Below are 20,168 nucleotides of genomic sequence, written 5' to 3'. Positions count from 1 at the left end.
GATGGACGGCACGCTGATCCTGTGGGGGCACGCGCTGGCGGCGCTGCTGTTCGGCACGCTCGCCCTAGCGGCGGCGCGACGGACCGGCCGCCACTGGCCGCGCCGCGGCCTGGTCGCCGCGCTGGCCGTCACCAGCCTGTGGGCGCTGGTCGTGGCCGGGATCGATGCGCGCGATCCCGTCGCCCGCCTGCTGCTCGGCGCGCGCAACATGGCATGGCTGGGCCTGCTGGTGCTGCTGATCCGCCGGTCCGCCGGCGCGGGGGGAAGCAGTCGGGCGCTGACGGCCTTGTGCGCGGTGGTCGCGCTGGTCACGCTGCTGGCGGCCGGACTGGCGATCGGGCAGGGGATCGCCGCGCCGCTCGGCCTGCCGGCGTCGCTGGCCACGGCGATGGAGCGGACCCGACTGGCGCTGGTGATGATGGCGGCGCTCGGCGCGCTGGTGCTGGTCCAGCATCTTGCCGACGCGCAAAGGCGTGCGCAGGGTGGCCTCCGCCTCGCGCTGGCGGCCTTGGGCGGAATGTGGGCACTGGACCTGCTGCTGGCGGCGGCCGCCTATGCGCAAGGCTGGTCCGCGGCGCTGGTCGCGCTGCGCGGCTTCGCGATGGCGGGTGTCGCCGGCCTGCTGGCGGCGGCGGGCAGCCGCGCCGACGATGCCGCCCCGCCCGCCCTGTCGCGCACCGCCGCGATGCGATCGCTGGCGAGCGTCGCGGTGCTGATCTATGCCGGGGCGGCCGCGCTGGTCGCGCATCTGGCGGCGGCGTTCGGCGGCAGCCATGGCCGGATCTACGAAACGGCGGTGGTGTGCGGCGCGGCGGCGGCGCTGCTGGCGCTCGCCTCGACCCCCTGGCTGCGGGCCTGGACGCGGGTGAAGGTCGCCAAGCACCTGTTCCGCCACCGCTACGACTATCGCACCGAATGGCAGCGCTTCACCGCGACGCTGGGCCATCCGGGTCCTGGCGGCGATCCGCTGGGCGTGCGCATCGTGCGCGCCGTGGCGGACCTGACCGATTCGCCCGCCGGGCTGTTGCTGGCGATGGCGGAGGACGAGCGGATGATCCCGGCGGCGGCGTGGAATTGCGACCCGCAGGACCCGGACCCCGCCGACCAGGCCCTCGTCCGGCACCTGGCGACCGGTCGGATCGTCGCGCTGGATGCGATCCGGGCCGACCCGCACGGCGCGGAGGCGGCGTGCATCCCGGCCGCCGTGCTGGCCGATCCGCTTGCCTGGGTGGTGGTGCCGCTCCTGCACGGCGAGCGGCTGGCCGGGGCGATCGTGCTGGCCCGTCCGCCGGTCGACCGTGCGCTGGACTGGGAGGACCTCGACCTGCTGCGCGTCGCCGGGCGGCAGGCGGCGAGCTATCTCGCCGAGGACCGGGCGCATGCCGCCCTGGCCGATGCCGCGCGCTTTGACGAGTTCAACCGGCGCTTCGCCTTCCTGCTCCACGACATCAAGAACGTCGCCAGCCAGGTCGCCCTGGTCGCGCGCAACGCCGAACGCCATGCCGACAACGCCGATTTCCGCGCCGACATGATCGCGACCCTGCGCGAATCCGCGGCGCGGATGACCACGCTGCTCGCCCGGCTCGGCCAGCATGACGCGTCGCGGTCCGAGCCGCTCCGCCCGGTCGATGCCGCCGCGCTGGTCGCCAGCACCGCCGCGATCCGCCGCGCGCAGCATCCGATCGAGGTCGATGTCGGGCCGGCGGACGTTCCCCCCGTCCTGGCGGCGCAGGCGCGGCTGGCGCAGGTGCTGGACCATCTGGTCCAGAATGCGGTCGAGGCGAGCGGCCCGGGGGTGGCGGTGCGGCTGCGCATCGCGGCGGTCGACGGGCAGGTGGCGATCGAGGTGATCGACCGGGGTTGCGGGATGAGTCCGGGCTTCGTCCGCGACCAGCTGTTCCGGCCGTTCGTCTCGACCAAGCCGGCGGGGTTCGGGATCGGCGCCTATGAGGCGCGGGAATTGGTGAGGGCGATGGACGGCAGGCTGGACGTGATGAGCCGCGAGGGCGAAGGCACGCGCTTCCGCATCCTGTTGCCGGCGGCACCGCCGGTACGGGGGGCGGCGACGCTGGAGGCCGCGGCATGAGCCGGCCGGTGCTGCTCGTGGTCGAGGACGATGCCGCGCTCGCGCGTCAGTTGCGCTGGGCCTATGAGGCCTATGAGGTGGTGGTGGCGGGCGACCGGGCCGCCGCGCTCGACGCGTTGCGGCTGCACGAACCGGCGGTGGTGACGCTCGACTTGGGCCTGCCGCCCGACCCGGACGGCACCAGCGAGGGCTTCGCGACCCTGCGCGACGTGCTGGCGGCCGCGCCCGCGACCAAGGTGATCGTGGCGTCCGGCCATGGCGAACGCGCCAGCGCGCTCCAGGCGATCGGCGACGGCGCCTGGGACTTCTACGCCAAGCCGATCGATATCGATGCGCTGGGCCTGATCGTCGCCCGCGCCTTCCACGTCCATGCCCTGGAGGCGGAGAACCGCCGGCTGGCGGCGCGTGCCGTGCCGAGCGGCTTCGGCGGCCTGCTCTATGCCTCGCCGGAAATGGCGCAGGTCGCGCGCCAGCTCGAACGCGTGGCCCCCGCCGACGTCTCGGTGATGCTGCTAGGCGCGAGCGGGACGGGCAAGGAGCTGCTGGCGCGGGGACTGCACGAGGCGTCGCCGCGCGCCCGAGGGCGGTTCGTCGCGATCAACTGCGCCGCCATCCCCGAGACGTTGCTGGAGGCCGAGCTGTTCGGTCACGAGAAGGGGGCGTTCACCGGCGCGGTCAAGACGACCGAGGGCAAGATCGAGCAGGCGGCGGGTGGCACGCTGTTCCTGGACGAGATCGGCGACGTGCCGCTCTCCCTGCAGGTCAAGCTGCTGCGCTTCCTCCAGGAACGGGTGATCGAGCGGATCGGCGGGCGCCGGGCGATCCCGGTCGACACGCGGATCGTCTGCGCGACGCATCAGGACGTCGACGCGATGGTCGCCGACGGGCGGTTCCGCGAGGACCTCTATTACCGGCTGGCGGAGATCGTGGTGCGTATCCCGGCGCTGGCGGCGCGGACCGGCGACGCCGGGCTGATCGCGCGGCATTTCGTCCAGCATTATGCGCGCACGCTCAACCCCGTCGTCACCGGCCTCGCCGCCGATGCGCGCGCCGCGGTGGATGGCTGGACCTGGCCCGGAAATGTCCGCGAGCTGGAGAACCGGGTGAAGCGCGCGGTGATCATGGCGGAGGGCAAGCTGGTGACCGCCGCCGATCTCGACCTGGGGACGGCAAGCGCCGACCTCAACCTGCGCACCGCGCGAGAGGCCGCCGATCGGCGCGCGATCGGCCGGGCGCTGGTCCAGGCCGACGGCAACGTCTCCGCCGCCGCGCGGCTCCTGGGGATCAGCCGGCCGACGCTCTACGACCTGCTCAAGGCCTATGATCTGCAGGGGTGAGGGCGCAATTCTTCCAATCAGGGGTCGTTGTCGAAGATTCATTTCGCCCAGCGACGTACGCCACCCCGGCGCAGGCCGGGGGCCAGCTTTGGAGCGGCCGTCATACCCGATCAACGTCTCCCGACGGGATTCCGGCCTGCGCCGGGATGGCATGACGCGCTTTGCAAAGGTCCCTGGGCATCGAGGGAGTGACAGGCGCCCCGCGCCGTCGATCCGTCACGCCGTCTCCAGCAACCGCTCCGCCTGGGCGCGCGCCTCGTCGGTGACGGTCGCCCCGGACAGCATCCGGGCGATCTCCTCGCGCCGTTCGGCCTCCGACAATTGCCGCACGCCGGTTCTGGTGACGGTGCCGTCATTGGCCTTGGCGATCAGCAGGTGCGCGGCCCCCCGCGCCGCGACCTGCGGGCTGTGGGTCACCACCAGCAACTGGGTGCGTCGCGCCAGTCGCGCCAGCCGCTCGCCGATCGCCGAGGCCACCGCGCCGCCGACGCCGCGATCGATCTCGTCGAACACCATCGTCTCCGCACCGCCCGTCTCCGCCAGCGCGACCTTGAGGGCGAGCAGGAAGCGCGACAATTCGCCGCCCGAGGCGATCTTGGCGAGCGGGGCGAAGGGCGCGCCGGGATTGGTCGCGATCTCGAACTCCACCCGGTCCTTGCCCGCCCCAGACCACCCGTCCGGGCCGAGCGGCGCGATCACGGTGCGGAAGCGCGCGGCATCCAGCTTCAGCGGCGGCAATTCGGTCGCCACCGCCCCGTCGAGCCGCGCCGCCGCCGCCAGCCGGCGCTCGGACAGCGCCGCCGCCGCCTGGTCATAGGCGGCGCGGGTTGACGCCACCGTCGCCTCCAGCTTGGCGATGCCGCCTTCGCCGGCGTCCAGCCGCTGGAGCCGGCCGGCCAGATCCTCGGTCAGCGCGGCGAGGTCGTCGGGCTGGACCCGGTGCTTGCGGGCCATGGCGCGCAGGTCGAACAGCCGCGACTCGTCCTCCTCCAGCGCGCGCGGGTCGAAGGCGAGCGCATGGCGCGCCTCGCGCAGCCGTTCCTCGGCGGCGGAGGCCTCGATCACCGCGCGGTCGACCGCCGCCAGCGCCTCGGCCAGCGATTCATGGTCGGGCGCGACCCGCTCCAGCACGCGCGCGGCCTGGCGCAGCCGGGCGAGGCCTCCGTCCGATCCCTCCAGATGATCCTCGATCGCGGACAGGTCGTCGGCGATCTTCTCGGCGCGCTGCATCGAGCGGCGCTTGTCGGCGAGCGACTCCTCCTCGCCCGGCTCTGCGCCCAGTGCCTGGAGCTCGGCGACGCTATGCTCCAGCCATTCGCGATCGCGCGCCGCCGTCTCGATCTCCGCGCGGGCGGCGGCCAGCACCGCCTCCGCCTGACGATAGGCGGTCCAGCAGCGCGCCGTCTCGGCCGGATCGACCTTGCCGAACGCGTCGAGCATGGCCCGGTGGCCACGCGGGTTGAGCAGGCCGCGATCGTCATGCTGGCCGTGGATCTCGACCAGGCGCGGCGCGATCTCGCGCAGCAACGTCGCGGAAACAGGCTGGGTGTTGACGAAGGCCCGGCTGCCGCCATCCGCCTTCACCACGCGGCGGATCAGCAGCGGCTCGCCCGGCTCCACCTCGACGCCATTGTCGTCGAGCAGCGCGGCGAGCGGGGCGGAGGGCGCGTCGAAGCTGGCGGTCACCACCGCCTGGGTCGCGCCGTGGCGCACCAGGCCGCTATCGCCGCGCCCGCCGAGCGCCAGCCCCAGGGCATCGAGCAGGATCGACTTGCCCGCGCCCGTCTCGCCGGTCAGCACGCCCAGACCCTCGCCGAAGTCGAGGTCGAGCGCTTCGATCAGCACCACGTCGCGGATGGACAGCGCGGTCAGCATAGGGCGCCGATGTAGACCGGGTGGGGGGCGATTTGAACCGCTTATGTTCCGGGGGTGCGAATTAAAGCGGGAGATGCGGTCAAATCCTCCCCCGGCGGGAGGTGGCAGGCCGCAGGCCTGACGGAGGGGTGTCACCGGTCGTGAGGTTCCGCCCGATCACGACCGGCGAACACCCCTCCACCATTCTGCGGATGGTCCCCGCCCCCCCCGCCGGGGGAGGGATTAATAGACGCCTTACTGCCGCGGGATGCCGGTGCTGCTGTTCGGGCCGACGGTGGAGCCGCCGCCGCCCGCCGCGCCGGCATTGCCGGCCGGCTGCGCATCGCGCGGCACGCCCGAAGCACTGCCCGAATCGCCGGGCAGCGAGTGCGCCTTGGCGCCCGGCGTGCCGTCCGGGATGATCGGCTGGCCTGGCGGAACCAGCGGCGCTTCCTGCACCGGATGGTCCTTCATCAGCTTGTAGGCATGGGCGTACCAGTCGCTGCCCGGATAGTTGCGGCCGAGCACCGCCGCGGCCTTCTGCGCCTCGACCGGCACGCCCAGGTTCAGATAGGTCTCGGTCAGCCGCATCAGCGCCTCGGGCGCATGGGTGGTGGTCTGATATTGCTCGATCACCCGCTTGAAGCGCATGTTCGCCGCCAGCCACTGCCCGCGCGCCTCGTAGAAGCGGCCGACCTCCATCTCCTTGCCGGCGAGGTGGTCGTTAACCAGGTCGATCTTCAGCCGCGCGTCCGAGGCGTAGCGGGTGTTGGGATAGCGGCGCATCAGCTCGCCCAGCGCGTCCAGCGCCTGGCGGGTGATCTTCTGGTCGCGGGTCACGTCCGTGATCTGCTCGTAATAGCCGAGCGCCACCAGATAATAGGCATAGGCCGCGTCGCGATTGCCCGGATGGACCGAGATGAAGCGCTGCGCCGACTGGATCGACTGGGTATAGTCGCGCGCCAGATAATAGCTGAACGCGCTCATCAGCTGCGCGCGGCGCGCCCAGATCGAATAGGGGTGCTGGCGCTCCACCTCGTCGAACAGGATCGCCGCCTCCTTGTAGCGGCCCTGGTCGAGCCGGTTCTTGGCGGTCGTGTACAGCGTGCCGACGTCGCGCGCGACATAAGGCACGTCGCCCTTGCCGGCATTGCGCGCGCAGGCGCCCAGCGGAAGCACGACGGCGGCGATCATCGCGACGCCAAGCGCGCGGGAACGGGGGATACGCATCGGCCTCGCCTGTAGCGCAGCGTGGCCCCGGGAAACAATAGGCTGGACGCACCGGATCGTCGCGATAGGGGAAGGCGTTCGACCGGCCGGATACGATCAGAGGAGCCCCCGATGCCCGCCACCAAGCTGCACACCCATCGCGTCGAGAAGCCCTGGGGGCGCACCGACCTCTGGCCCGGCTTTCCCGATCAGCCGGCGGGCGGCGCGCCGGTGGGCGAGGTCTGGTTCCAGGAGCCCGGCGACACCAAGCCGGACCTGCTGATCAAATATCTGTTCACCGGCGAGAAGCTGTCGGTGCAGGTCCATCCCGACGACGCGGAGGCGCACAAGCGCGGCCTGCCGCGCGGCAAGGACGAATGCTGGACGATCTTGGCCGCCGCGCCGGACTCGACGATCGCGCTCGGGCCGAAACAGCCGATGACGGCCGAGGACCTGCGCGATTCGGCGCTGGACGGTTCGATCGAGGACAAGCTGGACTGGGTGCCGATCCGGGCCGGCGACTTCTATTACGCGCCATCGGGCACCATCCACGCGATCGGCGCCGGGCTGACGCTGATCGAGGTGCAGCAGAACAGCGAAACCACCTATCGCCTCTATGATTATGGCCGCCCGCGCGAGCTGCATCTGGAGGACGGCGTGGCGGTCGCGCATCTGACGCCGTACCAGGCGATCCCGTCGCCCGGCCGCGTCGATGACGAGCGGACCATCCTGGTCGAGGGGCCGAAATTTGTGCTGGAGCGCTGGACCGGCGGCGCCCATGCCATCGCCTTCCCCGACGAGCGGACCGGCTGGATCGTGCCGATCACCGGCGGCGGCTCGGTGGCCGATGTCCGCTTCCAGGCCGGCGAGTGCGTAACCATGAAGGGCCGCGAAACGGTGACGCTGGACGATGGCGCCGACGTGCTGTTCGCCTATCCGGGCACGCGGCGGCTCTGACCGACCGGACGGCGGCGGCAGTTCCGGAGACGGATCGAACCGCCGCCGCACACCGCTCGACTTGATCAAGGTGGAGGCGTATCGGACGGCGATGGCTGACGATCCCTTCACCCTGTTCGACGCCTGGTATGCCGAGGCGCGCGCGAGCGAAATCAACGATTCGAATGCGATGGCGCTCGCCACCGCCGATGCCGCCGGGCGACCTTCGGTGCGCATGGTGCTGCTGAAGGGGCATGGTCCCGATGGCTTCGTGTTCTACACCAATCGCGAGGGGCGCAAGGCCGCCGATCTCGCCGCCAACCCCCAGGCGGCGCTGCTCTTCCACTGGAAGTCGCTGCGCCGCCAGATTCGCATCGAAGGCGCGGTCGGCCGCGCCACCGATGCCGAGTCGGACGCCTATTTCGCCAGCCGCAGCCGCGACTCGCAGCTCGGCGCCTGGGCCTCGGACCAGTCACGCCCGCTCGCCGACCGCGCGACGTTCGAGACCCGGTTCGCGGGGATGAAGGCGCGGTTCGAGGGGCAGGACGTGCCGCGTCCGCCCTTCTGGGGCGGCTACCGCGTCACCCCGGACGTGATCGAATTCTGGCAGGACCGCGCCCACCGCCTGCACGAGCGTCGCCTGTTCACGCGGGTGGAAGGCGGCTGGAGCGAAGGGCTGCTGTTCCCATGACGCACGACGAACGCCGTCGCATCATTCCCCATGCCACCCGTGCGGCGCTGGCCAGCGTCGCGATGGCGACCTTCCTGCTCGCGCTCAAGGGTTTCGCCGCCTGGCATACCGGATCGATCGCGATGCTGGGGTCGCTGGCGGACACCGCGCTCGACCTGCTCGCCAGTCTGGTGACGCTATACGGCGTGCGGCTGGCGGCGACGCCGGCGGATCACGACCACCGGTTCGGCCATGGGAAGGCGGAGGCGCTGGCGGCGCTGTTCCAGGTCGCGCTGATCACCGCCTCGGCCGCCGGGATCGGCTGGCGGGCGATCCAGGCGCTGGGCGCGCCCAATGCGACCACCGATGCGGAATTCGGCATCGGCGTGTCGGTTATCGCTATTTTGGCGACGATCGTGCTGCTCGCCTATCAGCGCATGGTGATCCGCAGGACCGGGTCGGTGGCGATCCTGGCGGACAATGTCCATTACCAGTCGGACGTGCTGCTCAACGGATCGGTGATCGCGGCGCTGGTGCTCGACCAGTATCTGGGCTGGCACGGCGCGGATGCGATCTTCGGCATCGCCATCGCCGCCTGGCTGCTCTGGGGGGCGTTCCAGGCGTCGTCGACCGCGATCGACCAGTTGATGGACAAGGAATGGCCCGACGACCAGCGCGCCGCCTTCCTCGACGTGGCGGCGCGCCAGCCGGGCCTGCGCGGCATCCACGATTTCCGCACCCGTCGCTCCGGCAGCCACGACTTCGCGCAGTTCCACATGGAGGTCGCGCGCGACCTGACCGTCGCCGAGGCGCACGACCTGGTCGAGGGCGTGGAGCGCAACCTGAAGCGCGCCTTCCCCAAGGTGGAGGTGCTGATCCATCTCGATCCCGAGGGGCATGTCGACACCGACAATCCGCTGGTCGAGGCGGATGTGACGCCGCACTGGTTCGGCAAGCGCGTGGGGCACTGAGACGATGCGGATCCCCTTCACCCAGGTCGACGCCTTTGCCGACCGGCCCTTCGCTGGCAATCCGGCGGCGGTGATGCCGCTGGCCGAATGGCCGGACGACACGCTGCTCCAGCACATTGCGGCGGAGAACAACCTGTCGGAGACCGCGTTCCTGGTGCCGCTGACCGGCGATACCGAGGCGGCGTTCGAACTGCGCTGGTTCACCCCCACCGCCGAGGTGGCGCTGTGCGGCCATGCGACGCTGGCGAGCGGCCATGTCGTGCTGTCGAGCGACAATGCGATCGACCGGGTGGCGTTCCGCACCCGCCGCTCGGGGGTGCTGGCGGTGGCCCGGCAGGACAGCGGCTATGCGCTCGACCTGCCGGCCTGGGCGCCGGCCCCGCGGGGGCTGGATGCGATCGTCGCGGCGCTGGGCGTGGACGGGGTGGTCGACACGCTGTGGCACGAGAGGGCCTATGCCCTGGTCGTCGTGGACGATGCGGCGACGGTGCGGAACGCACGTCCCGATTTCCGCGCGCTGGCGGCGGCGGAGCCGTGCGTCGCGATCCTGGCGGCGCGGGGGCAGGAGACGGACATCGTGTCGCGCGTGTTCGTGCCCGCCTATGGGATCGACGAGGACCCAGTGACCGGATCGGCCCATGCGGTGATGGCGCCCTATTTCGCGGAGATGCTCGGCCGGACCCGGATGACGGCGTTCCAGGCCAGCGCGCGCGGTGGACGGCTGACGTGTCGGCTCGCGGGCGACCGGGTGATGCTGGGCGGACAATGCGTCACGGTGATCGAGGGCAGTTTCCTGCTGCCGTGACGGGACAGCGGGATAGCGTCCCTATGTGCCAGCATGATGCCCGGCGAGGGCCGGGGCCCAGTCGGGGGACGATCGCGACGACGCGCGGCGCTTCGTCACAGCAACCTTCCCAACTGGACCCCGGCCTTCGCCGGGGAACAGAAGGGCGTTACCGCCAGCCGGCATCCACGAAATAGTCGTGGCCGGTGCACATCCGGGCGTCGTCGGAGGCCAGGAACAGCGCCAGCGCAGCGACGTCGGCGGGCTGGATGCGACCGTCCAGGCATTGCGCCGCGACGATCTCGGCCTCGCCTTCGGGCGTGTACCAGCGTTCCTGGCGGGGCGTCTGGACGTTGCCGGGCACGATGGTGTTGACCCGGATGCCGTCGCGCCCAAGGTCGCGGGCCAGGCTGCGCGTCAGTCCCTCGATCGCCGCCTTGCAGGTCTGGTAGAGGACCAGGTCGGGCAAGGCGAGGTGCCAGCTGATCGAGCCGAAGTTCAGGATCGCGCCGCCGCCGGCGCGCTTCATCGCCGGGATCACCGCCTTGGCGGCGAAGAACTGGTGGCGCAGATTGACCGCGAACCGCTCGTCCCAATAGGCCGGAGTGACGTCCTCGACCGAATGGCGGTCGTCGCTGGCGGCATTGTTGACCAGGATGTCGACTCCGCCAAGCGCCTGTTCCAGTTCGGCGAAGACGGTCGCCAGCTGGTCGAGATCGGTCAGGTCGCAGCGCCGGAAGAGGGGGGCATGCGCCGCCGTCTCGTTCAGCTTCGCCGCCAATGCCTGGCCATCGGCCTCGGCGATGTCGACGAACGCCACCGCCGATCCTTGCGCCACGAACGCCTCGACCAGGCCGGCGCCGATGCCGCTGGCGCCGCCGGTGACGATCACGCGCTTGCCGGCCAGCGAGGGATAGCGGGCCGCCATCACTTCGCCCCCAGCAGGCCGCGGCCTGCCAGATTCGTCATCAGCGCGCCGATGCCCATCGTCCAGGCCGGTGCATCGCGCGAAGTGGTGACCGGATTGACCAAGGTGCCCAGCCGCTCGCTGCGGATCGCCACCGTATCGCCGACCTTGTGGGTGAAGCCCTTGCCGGGCTCGTCGCGGTCCTGGGTCGGGGCGAACAGGGTGCCGCAGAACAGCACCAGCCCATCCGGATAATGATGCTCGCTCAGCGCCTGGCGGAGCAGCTCCTCCGGATCGCGGCTGATCTCCTGCATCGTGCTGTGGCCGTTCAGGACATAATCGTCGGTGCCGGTGATGGTCAGCGACACGTCGGCGGCGCGGACATCCTCCATCGCATAGCCGTCGTCGAACAGCCGGATCAGCGGACCGAGCGAGCAGGAGGCGGTATTGTCCTTGGCCTTGCCGAGCAGCAGCGCCGAGCGGCCCTCGAAGTCGCGCAGATTGACGTCATTGCCCAGCGTCGCGCCGACCGCGATGCCGTGCGCGTCGGCGACCAGCACCACCTCCGGCTCCGGATTGTTCCAGGTGGAATCCGAGCGGACGCCGACGGGCGCGTTGAGGCCGACCGTGGAGAGCACCGGCGACTTGGTGAAGATCTCCGCATCCGGGCCGATCGCGACCTCCAGATATTGCGACCACAGACCATCGGCGATCAGCGCGTCCTTCAGCGCCGCCGCCTCGGCGGTGCCGGGGATCACCGAGCGGATGCTGCCGCCCAGCGCCTCTTCCAGCCGGCCGCGCAGTTCGGCGGCCTTGTTGTGATCGCCGCGCGCGCGCTCCTCGATCACCCGTTCCAGCGCCGACACGGCGAAGGTCACGCCCGCCGCCTTCACGCATTGCAGATCGATGGGGCTGAGCAGGAGCGCCAGGTCGAGCGTGTCGAGATCGCCGAGCGGCTCGCCGCCGTCGAACAGCCGGTCGGCGATCAGCGCCGAGACCGTCGGCGCGACCCGCGCCATGTCATAGGCCACGCCGCCCCGGACCAGGATCGGCGACGGGCCGGCCTCGGTCTGGATGCGGCCCAGCAACATACCGTCGCGCCAATCGGCGGGCAAAGCCTCGGCCCAGGTCGAAACGCGTGTCACCATCATCCCCTCCAATTATGGTAGCGGTATCTTATATGCGGGAGGGGGCGTCAAGCGCGGCTTGCCGCCGATCCGGGGCCGATCGTCAGGCCTCGTAGAGTTCGAGCGGCAGCGCATCCGGGTCCTCGAAGAAGGTGAAGCGGCGGCCGGTATAGGGGTCGATCCGCACCGGCTCCACCGCAACGCCCGCCGCGACCAGCCGGGCGACGGCGGCGTCGAGATTCTCGACCGCGAAGGCCAGGTGACGCAGCCCGCGCGCTTCGGGCCGGCTGACCCGTGCCGGTGGGTCGGGAAAGGAGAAGAGCTCGATCTGCGCCGCGCCTACGGCCAGGTCGCATTTCCACGACTGACGCTCCGCACGATAGACTTCGAACAGCACGGGCAAGCCGAGCAGCTCGCTGTAGAAGCGTTTCGATACCGTATAGTCGGAACAGATGATCGCGACATGATGGAGCGATCGGATCATGGGCGGCCTTTCAGGAATCACGAGCCGATGAGCGTGCGGACCAGGTCGAGATCGGCGGGCTTGTCGACATCGATCGCCGCCAGGCCGAAGGGGCTGGGCACCACCGCCGTCGTCACGCCGGCCCGCCGGCCGAGATGCCGCACCGCCGCCGCCAGGGTCAGCCGGCCGAACAGGTAGCGCAGCAGCAGCGCCGGTCCCAGTCGCCAGACGATCCGCCACGGCCGCTTGCGATCCGCCTCGACCTGGCTCCACAGGCCGATCGCCAAGGCCGCTTCGGGCGTGGCGAGCCAGAAGAGGTTGCAGCCCGACCAGTCGCCGTCGGCGAAGCGCAGCCAGGTCCGCCGGGTCGCGGGCGCGGCCGCCTCCACCACGTCGCGCCGGGCGAGCAGGGTCGCGACGTCGGCATCGGTCGGCACATCGGCCAGGAAGCGTGCGATCCAGGCGCCGTCGAGCAGCGCGTGATCGGCGGTCGTCACCAGCAGGGGCGTGCCGAGCACGGTCAGCGCGGCGGCGACGCTGGCGCTCGGGCCGCTCGCGGGGGGCAACACCTCAAGCCCCAGCCGCATCGCCTCCACCACCACCGCCGGGTCCGATGCGGAGACGGCGACCCGGGTCGCGCCGGCGGCGCGCACCGCCGCCGCGACCCGGGCGAGCAGGGTCGCGCCCTCCAGCCGGATCAGTGCCTTGTGCGAGACGCCGGCATAGGTGGCGACCGGATCGGTCGCGCCGGGGCGGGAGCCCGCCAGGATCAGGGCCGACCAGGTCATCGTCGCCGCCACACCTGCCACAGCACGGCGGGCGCGGCCAGTACCGGGTGGCGCCTCCGCCACGGTGTCAGCGTCACCGCCACGCCGGTGTGCCGCTCCACCTTCCACGCGCCGTAGGCGGCCGCGCCCTCGAAGGTGAAGGCGGCGCGGATCAGCCGGGCGATGTTGAGCGGCTTGCCCAGCCGCCGCCGCCGCCGCCACGCGCGGCGGACGCGGTCGGCCTGGGGCAGGCGGGGCGCCAGGCGCTCGCCGTTCCGGGCGAAGGCGATGCCGGCCGCCGTCCAGGCGAGCGGCAGCAGCGCCTCGTAGCGGCCCGCGCCATGCGCGATGATCTGCTCCTCGCGGCCCGGTCGCTCGACGCGCAGTTCGGCGGCATAGGTCTGGCGGAACAGCGCGCGCCAAAAGTCCGCCGGGCCGCCCTCCGCCGGCCCCAGCGCGGCGGCGAAGCGCGATGCGGTGACCGCCGCCGCGGCGACGCCGTCGATCACCGCATCGCGGGCCGCCTCGTCGCGGACCCAGGCGAGCGCGGCGGGTTGGACGAAACGGGTCCAGATGGTGGTGTCGACCAGTGCGCCGCCGGCGGCGGCGCGGAAGGTGGCGGCGCGCATCGTCGCGATCTTGGCGCGCAGCACCTGCCCGCCCATCGGCCACTCGCGGTAGCTGACCGTCGGCCACAGCCCGCGTTCGGCCGGCCCCTCGGTCAGCACGTAGAAGTCGAGCACCCCGTCCAGCGACCGGGTGCGCAGGTTGGAGCCGTAGAACAGCACCGCCACGGCGTCGCCGTCGCCGGCAAGCCGCGCCGCGACCGCGCGCACCGGCTCCGCCACCACCGCGTCCAGTCCCGCCGCGACATAGGCGCGAAGCGGGTCGGTCATGGCGCGACGAAGGCGAGGGCCGGTCCCTGCCGCACGGTCAGCGCGCCGCCGGGGAAATGCTCGCCGTCCAGGATGAAGCCTTCGTCCAGCTCCACCTCGAACCGCGGAGCGGCGACATGGTGATAGCCTGCACGCGCCAGCCATGGCGCGACCGATCCGGCGAGCAGCGCCGGCGTCGCCAGCATCATCCGGCGCGGCGGCGCGTCGATCACGAGCAGGCGGATGCCGTCGCGCGACGGGCCGAACGGCTTCAGTCCCATCGGCAGTCGGTCGAGCGTCGAGGCGAGCAGCAGGTAGCGCGCGCGCGTCTCCGCCGGCCGGCCGGGCCAGGCGAGGCGCATCGCGCTGCCGGCGCGCCAGGCGCTCTTCGCCGAGCCGAACAGGGTCTGCGCCACGCCCCAGCCCAGCGCCAGCCCGACCGCCAGATTGTTGAAGGCGCCCGCGCGGTGGGTATGCTGCGCCAGTTCGGTCGCCTTGGCAAAGGCGCCTGCCCCGAACAGGAAGCCGCGCGCCGGCGGCGCGGCGTCGCCGGTGCGGGCGATCTCCAGCGGCCGCCGCTCGACCGTCATGCCGCGCCGGGCGGCGTCGAGCGCGTCGGTCAGCGCCCAATCGGCGGGTAGGCCCAGGTCGATCGCCAGCGCATTGGTCTTGCCCGAGGGGATGACGGCGACGCGGGGCCAGGCGTCCGCCCAGATATCGGCGGCGGCGGTCAGCACGTCGCGCACCGTGCCGTCGCCGCCATCGATCACCAGCAGGTCGATGCGGCGCGCCGCGAAATCAACCAGCGTCTCCGCCAGTGCGGCGCGGGTGCGCGGGGCGGCGACGATCAGGCTGTCGGCGCCGGCCACGCCCGCCTCATAGGCCGCGCCGTGGTTGCGATGGCTCTTGGGATTGCAGACGATCCCGACGCGCAGCGGACCGAGCACGCCCAGGCCCGGCATCGGCTTCGCCGGTGCGGGGGCGTCGACCGGGGCGGCGCAGAAGGGAAGGGATGCAGACAGAACCGTGGACACCAAGCCTCCGCTACCCGCCGGATGACCCGGCGGCTACAGGATTATGACGTAAACGTAAGACGATGACTTTGTGACCTGAAAATGACGCGATCCAAGTCATGTCGGTCGATTTTCACCGCCGGCGGGCCGGCCGGGACTAGCGCCGGTAGCGCATCGCCATGCGGATCGTCGTGCCACCGGCTGGAACCGCGAAGCGGGCGCTGGCGAATGCGGGCAGCCCGATCGAGGTCGGCGCGTCGTTGGAGAAGCCGAATCCTTCCTTGGGCGTCCAGAGCGTGCGATTGAAATCGTGATCGGCATTGGCGTCGTGATATTGCGCGATCGCGTAGAAGCCGGGCCGCACCCAGAAACAGCCGGTCGTCACCGGCGCATGGGCCGGCGTGCGGACCCGCAGCAGCTTGCCGCCCTTGGCCAGGAAGCGCCGCTTGTCGTCGGGATAGAGGGTGAAGGCGACCTCGCCCCTAGCATCGCGCAGGCCGGTCGCCTGCACCGTCAGCTTCACCATGCCGGCGCCGGCCATCCCGGCGCACTCTTGCGCCAGGGCTGGCGCGGCGAACAGGGTCGTTGAAGAAATGGCGAGCGTAAACAGCAACTTGGTCATGAAAATCGTCCTGGCGCTTTTGGCATGGACTGGGCCTGAATCACGGCCGCACGATGGCGGCCCCCTCAGCCGCGGCGCGATAGGCGCAGCGCCGCCGCCGCCATCAGCAGGGCGACGACGAGCGAGCCGGCGGTGACCGCCATCGCCACGCCGGTCGCGGCGTACCAGGGCATGAGCGCGAAAGCGGCGGCGAACATCACGGCCACGCCGACGACGCGGATCGCGAAGACGGTGCCGGCGCGTTGCAGCGCGGTCATCACCGTGTCGACGCCGACCGTCGTCAGGTCCAGGCACCCCGCCACCGCCAGCCACAACAGCACTGGCCAGGCATGGCGGAAGTCGCGGCCGCCGACCAGGCTCAGCACCGGCTTCCCCGCCAGCGCGACGATCGCCATGATGCCCAGGGCCGCGACCCCGCTGCCCAGGAACAGGCGCGACAGCATCCGTCCCAGGCGTCGGGGGCTGGCCGTTTGGACCGACTTGACCACCTCGGGAAAGGCGGCGCGCGACAGGAGCTGCGACACCTTGGCCAGCGCCTGCGCCAGCTGTGCCGCCAGCCGGAACACGCCCGCCGCCGCCGGGCCGACCACCGCGCCGACCAAGAGCAGCGGCACCTGCTTGCTCGACAGGCCGAGCGTCGAGCTGGCATTGGTCGACAGCGCGAAGCGGACGATGCCGGGATGCTCGCGCGGCAGATGGCGGACGCCGCGTCCGCGCCGCATCAGCGCCAGATCGCCCTGCTGCGCGACCATGATCCAGTAAGCGGCGGCGGTCAGCACCTCCGCCAGTCCCCAGACGAACAGGAAGCCCTGCACGGTCGGATGGACCAGCCAGACCGCGATCGCGCCCAGGAAGCGCGCGACCGGCGTCACGCTGTCGGCCAGCGCGGCGAGCGCGAAGCGGTCGTTCAGCCGCAGGATGCCGAGCGGGGTCGAGCGGACCGTGACGAGCTGGACGATGGCGAAGATCAGCGTCGCCCGTTTCAGGGTTTCGCCGATGCCCAGCGCCTCGCCCCAGATCTCCAGGATCAGCCAGGCCAGCCCCACGCCGATCAGCGCGGTGGCCGCGTCGAGCAGCGCGACGCCGCGATAGAGCCGGCCGAGCGCGGGCGCGTCGCCCGACGCCCGCGCGCCGACGCCATATTGCACCACCACCTGCCAGCTCTGGAAGGCGACCAATGTCGCCAGCGTCTGCGCCGCGCCGGTGATGAGGGCGAAGCGGCCGAAACCGGTGACGCCCAGCGAGCGCGTCGCGATGCCCAGGTAGAAGAGCGACAGGATGGCGAGCACGCTGCGGCTGGCGAGCATCCAGCCGAGATTGCGCATCGCTGCCCGGAACATCCCGCGCGGAGCCGGCGACGGCGCGGGGGCGGTCTGGTCGAGGGAAGAGCCGGTCATGCGTGCCGCCAGCCCTAAGCACCCGAGAAACCACGGGCAAGTCCCGGCGCCACCGTGACAGGCCGGGATGGGCCGGATAATGGGACGGCTTTCACGGGAGTTAGGATCATCTGCGGCATCGTCGGTCTGCTGGCCCGGGGCGAGGGCGATCCGGTCGCGGCGGTGCGCCGGCAATGCGACTCGATCGTCCATCGCGGCCCCGACGACGAGGGCCTCTATGGCGAGCCGGGCTTCGCCTTCGGGATGCGGCGGCTGTCGATCCTGGACATCGCCGGCGGGCACCAGCCCTTCCGCTCGCCGGATGACCGGTTCGTGCTGATGTTCAACGGCGAGATCTATAATTTCGCTGCTCTGCGGGCCGAGCTGGCGGCGGCGGGCCGGGTCTTCCGCAGCAGCGGCGATGCCGAGGTGATCCTGGCCGGATACGAACGCTGGGGCGCGGAGGTGTTCGGCCGGCTCGACGGCATGTTCGCGGTGGCGATCTGGGACCGGCAGGCCAGACGGCTGGTGCTGGCGCGCGATCCCGTCGGCATCAAGCCGCTCTATTACAGCGACCAGCCGGCGGGCTTCGCCTTCGCCTCCGAACTCCAGGCGCTGACCTTGCTGCCCGGCTTCCACTGGACGACCGACCCGCGCGCACAGCTCGACTATTTCCGCTTTGGCCATGTCCGCACGCCGCGCACCATCCATGCCGAGGCGCGAACGCTGCCGCCGGGGCATATCCTGACCGTCACGCGCGGCGCGGAGCCGGAACTGACGGCCTATTGGACGCCGCGCTACACGCCTGCGCCGCCGCTGCCGCCAGAAGAATGGGTGGAGCGGTTCCGTCGGACATGGCTCGATACGGTGGCCGAGCAGATGGTCGCGGATGTCGAGGTCGGCGCCTTCCTGTCGGGTGGGATTGATTCCTCCGCGGTGGTCGCGGCGATGACGCGCGTATCCGACCGGCCGGTGCGCAGCTTCACCATCGGCTTTCCCGACCCACGATATGACGAAAGCCGTCATGCAGAGGCGGTCGCGGCGGCGCTTGGCACCGTCCACACCACGCGCACGCTCGACCTGGTCGGCGCGCAGGACCTGCTGCCGACCGTGGCGGCCAGCTATGCCGAGCCGTTCGCCGACCCGTCGATGGTGCCGACCTGGTATGTCAGCCGGGTCGCGGCCGAACAGGTGAAGGTGGCGCTGTCGGGCGATGGCGGCGACGAACTGTTCTTCGGCTACAAGCGCCACGCGACCGAGCGGCGGGTGGGGGCGCTGCCCGCGCCGTTGCGCCACGCTGCGCGCGCGATCGGCGCGGTACCGACGCTGCCCTGGCGGCGCGCCAACGAGACGGTGCAGCGCTGGACCCGGACCGCGGCCAGCGCCGGCCTGCCCTGCGGCGTGTCGCGCTTCTTCGCCAAGCTCCAGATCACCTCGCCGGGGTTGCGCGCGCAGGTGTTCGCGCCCGAGTTCCTGGCGATGGACGGCGATCCGCGCGGCGAGATCGCGCGGCTGCGGGCGGAATATTTTCCCAACTCGACGGCGCTGTCGGCGGATACGCTGGAGCAGTTCGCGCTCTGCGATCTGGCGCTCAACCTGCCCGGCGCGATGCTGACCAAGGTCGACCGGGCCAGCATGGCGCATTCGCTGGAGGTACGGGTGCCGATGCTGGGGCAGAAGATGGTCGAGCTGGCGCTGGCGATGCCCGCCGCGATGAAGCTGGACGGCACGACGGGCAAGAAGGTGGTGCGTCAGGCGATCGCCCCCTGGCTGCCCGCCGGGCTGTTCGACCGCCGCAAACAGGGCTTCCAGATGCCGCTATCGGCCTGGTTCGCGGGCGATTTCGGCCGCTATGCCGAGATGCTGTGGCGGGAGAGCGGCGCGCGCGACGAGGGGATCTGGCGGCGCTCGGCGGTCGACGGGCTGTTCGCCGACCACCGCGCGGGCAAACGCGACCATAGCCGCTTCCTCTACGCGCTGGCGGTCTATTGCCTGTGGAAGGCGCGGGTTAGGCCAGCCAGCTGACCACGGGTTCGCCGCGCCGCTTGACCCCCATCGCCTGGAACAGCCGGACGAGATGGACGACCAGCGAAATGGCGGTCCAGCCGGCGACCGCGACGATGCCCCAGTCGGGCCGGCCGGCGACCAGGCTGGCGAACAGGATCACCATGTTCGGATTACGGCGCGCCGTGACCAGCCGGAAGTCGCTGTCGAACGGTCGCCAGACATGGATGTGCATTCCAAAGCGGACGATGAACGCCCCCTCGATCAGCCGCTGCGCGACATAGCCGAACAGCATCGTGCCGATCACGATCCAGAAGGTCTGGTCGCTGAGCGGGCGGCCATAGACGGCGCAGCCGCTGGCCCAGGCCCACCACCAGATCGGCGGATGGACCAGATCGATGCCATGGTCCCAGATGTCGCCCAGCCGGGAGGAGGTGATGGTGCAGCGGGCCAGCTTGCCGTCCACCGTGTCCAGCACCATGAAGACCAGGCCGGTCAGCAGTCCGGTCCAGAACCAGCCCTGCCAGAAGGCGACCGTCGCGACGATGCACAGGCCCGTGCCGATCGCGGTGACGTTATTGGGCGAGAGACCCCAGCGCGCGGCGAGCTGGGTCAGGCGGAACGCCCATTCCGGCCACAGATATTTGGTCAGCAGGTCGGTGACGCCCTTGTAGGCGCCCTTGTAGCTCAGCCGCTCGATCTGGGGGACGGTGGCCATCACCAGCGGCTCGACGAACGGCCGCTCGCGCTTGCGCAGCGCTTCGTTGAAGATGCCGGCCTCGTCCTCGGCCTCGATCTCTCGCAGGCCGGGCAGCGGCGCGCCCGCCAGCATCAGCGCGGCCGCCTCCGCCATCTCGATCCGTCCGACATGCGCCAGCACCGGCCGGCCGCCGCGGGTGACGACGGTGCCGGGCTTGTCCTTCAGATAGCGGGTCCAGACGGGGTCGAAGGCATAATCGAGATGGGCCAGCACCACGGTCTCGCCCTCGGGCGCGAAGCCCTGCGACACGCCGATCCGGCGCACCCGCTCCGCATTGGTCATGCCCCATAGGCGAGTCGTGTTGTCGCCGATCGCGTGTAAGGAAACGGTCATCCGCGCCCGTTACCGCATCGGGCGCGATTGTCGAACCGGGTTCGGGGACGGATCGTCCGCGTTTTGCGGCGCTT

18 protein-coding genes are annotated in these 20,168 nt (G+C 71.3%); 7 read left to right on the top strand and 11 right to left on the bottom strand.

Features of this window, described 5'->3' with window-relative positions; translation table 11 throughout:
- The first annotated feature begins 1 nt into the window (after position 1).
- Positions 2 to 2,086 (top strand): XrtA/PEP-CTERM system histidine kinase PrsK, encoded by a 2,085-nt coding sequence (prsK, locus tag GGQ96_RS03570; RefSeq protein ID WP_184111558.1) that lies wholly within the window; start codon positions 2 to 4, stop codon positions 2,084 to 2,086.
- On the top strand, positions 2,083 to 3,423 hold the full coding sequence (prsR, locus tag GGQ96_RS03565) for a PEP-CTERM-box response regulator transcription factor (RefSeq protein ID WP_184111557.1): 1,341 nt from the start codon (positions 2,083 to 2,085) through the stop codon (positions 3,421 to 3,423). The genes prsK and prsR overlap by 4 nt, the downstream gene beginning before the upstream one ends.
- Positions 3,424 to 3,639: 216 nt before the next feature.
- On the opposite strand, the gene recN is transcribed toward prsR, so the two are convergent.
- Together recN and GGQ96_RS03555 are read right to left on the bottom strand one after the other, a co-directional pair.
- Positions 3,640 to 5,298, bottom strand: coding sequence for a DNA repair protein RecN (gene recN, locus GGQ96_RS03560; protein WP_184111556.1), 1,659 nt, complete (start codon positions 5,296 to 5,298; stop codon positions 3,640 to 3,642).
- 234 nt (positions 5,299 to 5,532) lie between these two features.
- A complete protein-coding gene (locus tag GGQ96_RS03555; RefSeq protein ID WP_184111555.1) occupies positions 5,533 to 6,507 on the bottom strand; it encodes an outer membrane protein assembly factor BamD in 975 nt (324 codons plus the stop codon).
- A gap of 111 nt (positions 6,508 to 6,618) precedes the next feature.
- Between GGQ96_RS03555 and GGQ96_RS03550 the strand changes: the two genes are divergently transcribed.
- From GGQ96_RS03550 to GGQ96_RS03535, 4 genes are all read left to right on the top strand, one after another.
- Positions 6,619 to 7,443 (top strand): class I mannose-6-phosphate isomerase, encoded by an 825-nt coding sequence (locus GGQ96_RS03550; protein WP_184111554.1) that lies wholly within the window; start codon positions 6,619 to 6,621, stop codon positions 7,441 to 7,443.
- 91 nt (positions 7,444 to 7,534) lie between these two features.
- On the top strand, positions 7,535 to 8,113 hold the full coding sequence (pdxH, locus tag GGQ96_RS03545; protein WP_246360021.1) for a pyridoxamine 5'-phosphate oxidase: 579 nt from the start codon (positions 7,535 to 7,537) through the stop codon (positions 8,111 to 8,113).
- Positions 8,110 to 9,063: a cation diffusion facilitator family transporter gene (locus tag GGQ96_RS03540; RefSeq protein ID WP_184111550.1), complete on the top strand. Its 954-nt coding sequence runs from the start codon at positions 8,110 to 8,112 to the stop codon at positions 9,061 to 9,063. Before pdxH ends, GGQ96_RS03540 begins: the two co-directional genes overlap by 4 nt.
- Before the next feature lie 4 nt (positions 9,064 to 9,067).
- Positions 9,068 to 9,868: a PhzF family phenazine biosynthesis protein gene (locus GGQ96_RS03535; protein ID WP_184111548.1), complete on the top strand. Its 801-nt coding sequence runs from the start codon at positions 9,068 to 9,070 to the stop codon at positions 9,866 to 9,868.
- A gap of 148 nt (positions 9,869 to 10,016) precedes the next feature.
- On the opposite strand, the gene xylB is transcribed toward GGQ96_RS03535, so the two are convergent.
- The 8 genes from xylB to GGQ96_RS03495 form a co-directional block, all read right to left on the bottom strand.
- Entirely contained in the window at positions 10,017 to 10,778 is a 762-nt protein-coding gene (xylB, locus tag GGQ96_RS03530; RefSeq protein WP_184111546.1) for a D-xylose 1-dehydrogenase, read from the bottom strand.
- Positions 10,775 to 11,902 carry a fumarylacetoacetate hydrolase family protein gene (locus tag GGQ96_RS03525; protein WP_184111544.1) on the bottom strand — a complete coding sequence of 376 codons (1,128 nt, stop codon included), beginning with the start codon at positions 11,900 to 11,902 and terminating at the stop codon, positions 10,775 to 10,777. Before GGQ96_RS03525 ends, xylB begins: the two co-directional genes overlap by 4 nt.
- Before the next feature lie 82 nt (positions 11,903 to 11,984).
- Positions 11,985 to 12,365 (bottom strand): SMU1112c/YaeR family gloxylase I-like metalloprotein, encoded by a 381-nt coding sequence (gene gloA2 / locus GGQ96_RS03520; RefSeq protein WP_184111542.1) that lies wholly within the window; start codon positions 12,363 to 12,365, stop codon positions 11,985 to 11,987.
- Between the two features lie 17 nt (positions 12,366 to 12,382).
- Positions 12,383 to 13,132, bottom strand: a complete 750-nt coding sequence (locus GGQ96_RS03515) for a nucleotidyltransferase family protein (protein ID WP_184111540.1) — start codon at positions 13,130 to 13,132, stop codon at positions 12,383 to 12,385.
- Entirely contained in the window at positions 13,129 to 14,007 is an 879-nt protein-coding gene (locus GGQ96_RS03510; protein ID WP_184111538.1) for a hypothetical protein, read from the bottom strand. Before GGQ96_RS03510 ends, GGQ96_RS03515 begins: the two co-directional genes overlap by 4 nt.
- Complete coding sequence (locus tag GGQ96_RS03505) at positions 14,004 to 15,020, bottom strand: diacylglycerol kinase family protein (RefSeq protein WP_184111536.1); 1,017 nt, start codon at positions 15,018 to 15,020, stop codon at positions 14,004 to 14,006. The genes GGQ96_RS03510 and GGQ96_RS03505 overlap by 4 nt, the downstream gene beginning before the upstream one ends.
- 136 nt (positions 15,021 to 15,156) lie before the next feature.
- Complete coding sequence (locus GGQ96_RS03500; protein ID WP_184111534.1) at positions 15,157 to 15,621, bottom strand: DUF2141 domain-containing protein; 465 nt, start codon at positions 15,619 to 15,621, stop codon at positions 15,157 to 15,159.
- A 65-nt stretch (positions 15,622 to 15,686) separates the two neighbouring features.
- On the bottom strand, positions 15,687 to 17,018 hold the full coding sequence (locus GGQ96_RS03495) for a lipopolysaccharide biosynthesis protein (protein ID WP_246360020.1): 1,332 nt from the start codon (positions 17,016 to 17,018) through the stop codon (positions 15,687 to 15,689).
- 54 nt (positions 17,019 to 17,072) lie between these two features.
- Here GGQ96_RS03495 and asnB point away from each other — a divergent pair, with 54 nt between their 5' ends.
- On the top strand, positions 17,073 to 19,022 hold the full coding sequence (gene asnB / locus GGQ96_RS03490) for an asparagine synthase (glutamine-hydrolyzing) (RefSeq protein WP_343058906.1): 1,950 nt from the start codon (positions 17,073 to 17,075) through the stop codon (positions 19,020 to 19,022).
- Here asnB and GGQ96_RS03485 read toward each other — a convergent pair.
- Positions 19,006 to 20,094, bottom strand: a complete 1,089-nt coding sequence (locus GGQ96_RS03485) for a CDP-alcohol phosphatidyltransferase family protein (protein ID WP_184111533.1) — start codon at positions 20,092 to 20,094, stop codon at positions 19,006 to 19,008. The two genes, asnB and GGQ96_RS03485, sit on opposite strands and share 17 nt — an antisense overlap.
- Positions 20,095 to 20,168 lie beyond the last annotated feature (74 nt).

It is taken from the genome of Sphingomonas abaci, from assembly GCF_014199625.1.
Lineage (GTDB): Bacteria > Pseudomonadota > Alphaproteobacteria > Sphingomonadales > Sphingomonadaceae > Sphingomonas > Sphingomonas abaci.
The sequence above is the reverse complement of the archived record's forward strand: the minus strand, read 5'-3'. Positions and strand labels throughout refer to the sequence as shown.

Excerpts from the sequence above, each read along its gene's own strand:
- prsK (WP_184111558.1), top strand. The coding sequence starts at position 2 with ATGGACGGCACGCTGATCCTGTGGGGGCACGCGCTGGCGGCGCTGCTG.
- prsR (WP_184111557.1), top strand. The coding sequence starts at position 2,083 with ATGAGCCGGCCGGTGCTGCTCGTGGTCGAGGACGATGCCGCGCTCGCG.
- recN (WP_184111556.1), bottom strand. The coding sequence starts at position 5,298 with ATGCTGACCGCGCTGTCCATCCGCGACGTGGTGCTGATCGAAGCGCTC.
- GGQ96_RS03555 (WP_184111555.1), bottom strand. The coding sequence starts at position 6,507 with ATGCGTATCCCCCGTTCCCGCGCGCTTGGCGTCGCGATGATCGCCGCC.
- GGQ96_RS03550 (WP_184111554.1), top strand. The coding sequence starts at position 6,619 with ATGCCCGCCACCAAGCTGCACACCCATCGCGTCGAGAAGCCCTGGGGG.
- pdxH (WP_246360021.1), top strand. The coding sequence starts at position 7,535 with ATGGCTGACGATCCCTTCACCCTGTTCGACGCCTGGTATGCCGAGGCG.
- GGQ96_RS03540 (WP_184111550.1), top strand. The coding sequence starts at position 8,110 with ATGACGCACGACGAACGCCGTCGCATCATTCCCCATGCCACCCGTGCG.
- GGQ96_RS03535 (WP_184111548.1), top strand. The coding sequence starts at position 9,068 with ATGCGGATCCCCTTCACCCAGGTCGACGCCTTTGCCGACCGGCCCTTC.
- GGQ96_RS03525 (WP_184111544.1), bottom strand. The coding sequence starts at position 11,902 with ATGGTGACACGCGTTTCGACCTGGGCCGAGGCTTTGCCCGCCGATTGG.
- gloA2 (WP_184111542.1), bottom strand. The coding sequence starts at position 12,365 with ATGATCCGATCGCTCCATCATGTCGCGATCATCTGTTCCGACTATACG.
- GGQ96_RS03515 (WP_184111540.1), bottom strand. The coding sequence starts at position 13,132 with ATGACCTGGTCGGCCCTGATCCTGGCGGGCTCCCGCCCCGGCGCGACC.
- GGQ96_RS03510 (WP_184111538.1), bottom strand. The coding sequence starts at position 14,007 with ATGACCGACCCGCTTCGCGCCTATGTCGCGGCGGGACTGGACGCGGTG.
- GGQ96_RS03500 (WP_184111534.1), bottom strand. The coding sequence starts at position 15,621 with ATGACCAAGTTGCTGTTTACGCTCGCCATTTCTTCAACGACCCTGTTC.
- GGQ96_RS03495 (WP_246360020.1), bottom strand. The coding sequence starts at position 17,018 with ATGACCGGCTCTTCCCTCGACCAGACCGCCCCCGCGCCGTCGCCGGCT.
- GGQ96_RS03485 (WP_184111533.1), bottom strand. The coding sequence starts at position 20,094 with ATGACCGTTTCCTTACACGCGATCGGCGACAACACGACTCGCCTATGG.